Annotated in this window: 4 protein-coding genes, 1 pseudogene and 1 riboswitch; of the genes and pseudogenes, 2 read left to right on the top strand and 3 right to left on the bottom strand. The window is 70.1% G+C overall.

The genetic code is table 11. The features are described from left to right. The 3 genes and pseudogenes from FV222_RS31455 to cobU all read right to left on the bottom strand — a co-directional run. Positions 1–498 (bottom strand): annotated as a pseudogene (locus tag FV222_RS31455) (AAA family ATPase); the annotation flags it as partial. Positions 499–601: 103 nt separating this feature from the next. Then, positions 602–1,249 (bottom strand): cob(I)yrinic acid a,c-diamide adenosyltransferase, encoded by a 648-nt coding sequence (gene cobO, locus FV222_RS22650; RefSeq protein WP_147761369.1) that lies wholly within the window; start codon positions 1,247–1,249, stop codon positions 602–604. Next, positions 1,246–1,773, bottom strand: coding sequence for a bifunctional adenosylcobinamide kinase/adenosylcobinamide-phosphate guanylyltransferase (cobU, locus tag FV222_RS22645; RefSeq protein WP_147761370.1), 528 nt, complete (start codon positions 1,771–1,773; stop codon positions 1,246–1,248). The genes cobO and cobU overlap by 4 nt, the downstream gene beginning before the upstream one ends. Before the next feature lie 67 nt (positions 1,774–1,840). After that, a riboswitch (cobalamin riboswitch) is annotated at positions 1,841–2,029 on the top strand. Positions 2,030–2,065: 36 nt separating this feature from the next. Here cobU and FV222_RS22640 point away from each other — a divergent pair. Both FV222_RS22640 and FV222_RS22635 read left to right on the top strand, forming a co-directional pair. After that, positions 2,066–2,242 (top strand): CbtB-domain containing protein, encoded by a 177-nt coding sequence (locus FV222_RS22640; protein WP_147761371.1) that lies wholly within the window; start codon positions 2,066–2,068, stop codon positions 2,240–2,242. A gap of 22 nt (positions 2,243–2,264) precedes the next feature. Then, positions 2,265–2,589: CbtA family protein (locus FV222_RS22635; protein WP_187277430.1), on the top strand; the 325-nt coding region annotated here is incomplete at its 3' end.

The raw sequence follows: 2,589 nt of genomic DNA, 5'->3' as shown, positions 1-2,589 counted from the left end.
CGCCTGCAGCGCCTGCGCCCGCCCGATCTCGCCGCCGTCGGCGGTGACGGCGGCGTTGTTCGACATGTTCTGCGGCTTGAACGGGCGCACGCGCAGCCCGCGCCGGGTGAAGGCCCGCGCGAGCCCGGCGACGATCAGCGACTTGCCGACGTCGGAGCCGGTGCCCTGGATCATCAGGGCGCGGGTCATGCCGTCACCGAAGGCATGGCGAAGGAAGAAAGATGTCCTTCCTCCTTCCGCGCGGCATAAGCTCGCCAGAAAGCGGAGCGATCGGATGCAATGAAGCGAACGATCAGAGTGCTTCCTGAAAATCGGAACCACGCCGTCATGCAAAGCGACGGCGACCATTTCGCCATTGATACGATCGTGCACCCGACCCTGATCGCCCCGCTCGACGGGCTTCCATCGCTCGATCGCGAAGGCGATATCGAGCCTGTCGATCGGGCAGAGCCGGACCCAGTGGATTTGTAGGCCGATGCTTGCGCGGCGCTCGCACATTGCCCGCATTCGCGGACAACGGCCGCGAGTTCGACCGCGTCGAAAATTTGCGCATCGAGGACTGGCTGGCCTGGAAGGCGCACCACGCCGCGCCGACGACCGATCAAAACTCGATGCCCTCCTGCGCCTTCACGCCCGCTGCGAAGTGGTGCTTCACGCTGCCCATCTCGGTGACCAGGTCGGCGGCTTCGATCAGCGCGGGCTTGGCGTTGCGGCCGGTGACGACGACGTGGAGGTCCGGGCGGCGGGCCTTGAGCGTCGCGACCACCGCATCGAGGTCGAGGTAGTCGTAGCGCAGCGCGATGTTGAGCTCGTCGAGGATGAGCAGGCGGATGCCGGGGTCGGCCATCAGGTCGGTCGCCTGGTTCCAGGCGTTGAGGCAGGCGGCGATGTCGCGAGCCTTGTCTTGCGTCTCCCAGGTGAAGCCCTCGCCCATGGCGTGCCACGCGACCCGGTCGCCGAAGACCTTGAGCGCATGCGCCTCGCCGGTGTCCCAGGCGCCCTTGATGAACTGCACGATGCCGACCCGGTGCCCGCGTCCGAGCATGCGGAGCGCAAGGCCGAGCGCCGCCGTGGTCTTGCCCTTGCCGGGGCCGGTGTTGACGATGAGGAGCCCCTTCTCGATCGTCTTGGCCGCCACCTCGGCGTCCTGAACCGCCTTGCGCTTCTCCATCTTCTCGCGATGGCGCGTCGCGTCGTCAGGCTTGGCGTCGTCAGGCTTGGCGTCGTCGGGCTTGGCGTCGTCGGTCATGACGTTCCCTGCGGTTTCACGGTCAGCGGCAACCCGGCGACCGTCAGCACGACGCGGTCGCATTCGGCCGCGAGGGCCTGGTGGAGGCGCCCGGCCGCATCGCGGAAGCGGCGGGCGAGCGCGTTGTCCGGGACGATCCCGAGGCCGACCTCGTTCGAGACCAGAACGAGGGGGCCCCGCGCCGCCCGGCAGGCGATGACCAGGGCCTGCGTCTCGGCGTCGAGGTCGGCGTCGGCGAGGATCAGGTTCGTGAGCCACAGCGTGAGGCAGTCGACCAGCACCGGTCCCGGCGCGTCGGCGATCGCCGCGGCCAGCGCCGTCGGCACGTCCCGCGTGATCCAGTCGCCGGACCGGCGGGACCGGTGGAGGGCGATCCGCGCGCGCATCTCGTCGTCCCAGGCCTGCGCCGTTGCGAGGTAGAACCAGGGGCCGGGCTCCGCCTCGATCAGCCTCTCGGCGTAGGCGCTCTTGCCCGAGCGCGCACCGCCGAGCACGAGGGTCGTCCGAGGCGCGGCCTGCTGCATGGCGAAGACCCATGCCCCAACCGTGGCGTGCCCGTCAAAGCCTCCGTTGTGCGGGTGCGCCGGACAGGCTATGGCTGGTGGAGACGGTGCCCCGGAGACGGGGTGAAAAGGGAATGCGGTGAGGGGAAACCCGATTCCGCGGCTGCCCCCGCAACTGTGAGCGGTTAGCTCCTGCCCTCGGCCACCGATGTTTCGGGAAGGCGGCAGGCGCGGCGATCCGCGAGCCAGGAGACCTGCCGTCCCCCGCGCTTTCTCGAACGCCGCCGGCGGGGCGGCCGGAGATGTTGTCGACATGACCACCCAGACCCTCACCCAAACCGGCACCCGCGCGAACGAAGGCTTCGTCGCCATCGCCGTCGCCGCCATGCTCGGCCTCGGGCTCGTGTTCCTCGCCGGCTTCTCGCCCGCCTCGGCGCTGCACAACGCGGCGCACGACTTCCGGCACACGCAGAACTTCCCCTGCCATTGACCGCCTGAACCCAGGCGCTCCCATGCTCATCCGGCTCCTGTCGGCGGCGCTCGCCGCCGGCTTCCTCGCGGCCGTCCTGGTGACGGGCCTCGAACTCGCGCTCACCTCGCCGCTGATCATCGCGGCCGAGCGCTACGAGACCCAGGCCACCCCCGGCTCCGCAGCCGCCGTCGCCCCGATGCCCGATCGCCTGCCGATCGTGCTGGCGCATGCCGGGCACGACCACGATTCCAAGGCCGCGCCCGAGTGGCAGCCGGGCGCGGGCCTGCCGCGCATGCTGTTCACCGGGCTCGCGACCCTCGTCGGCGGGATCGGCTACGCGCTGCTGCTCGGCGCGGTGATGCTGG

Origin of the sequence: Methylobacterium sp. WL103 (genome assembly GCF_008039885.1) — a bacterium.
In the GTDB taxonomy this organism is placed as follows: Bacteria; Pseudomonadota; Alphaproteobacteria; order Rhizobiales; family Beijerinckiaceae; genus Methylobacterium; species Methylobacterium cerastii.
Note: the sequence above shows the minus strand (reverse complement) of the source record. Positions and strands in the feature narration are given on the sequence as shown.

Coding starts and splice junctions, on each gene's coding strand:
- cobO (WP_147761369.1), bottom strand. CDS start 1,249: ATGACCGACGACGCCAAGCCCGACGACGCCAAGCCTGACGACGCCAAG.
- cobU (WP_147761370.1), bottom strand. CDS start 1,773: ATGCAGCAGGCCGCGCCTCGGACGACCCTCGTGCTCGGCGGTGCGCGC.
- FV222_RS22640 (WP_147761371.1), top strand. CDS start 2,066: ATGACCACCCAGACCCTCACCCAAACCGGCACCCGCGCGAACGAAGGC.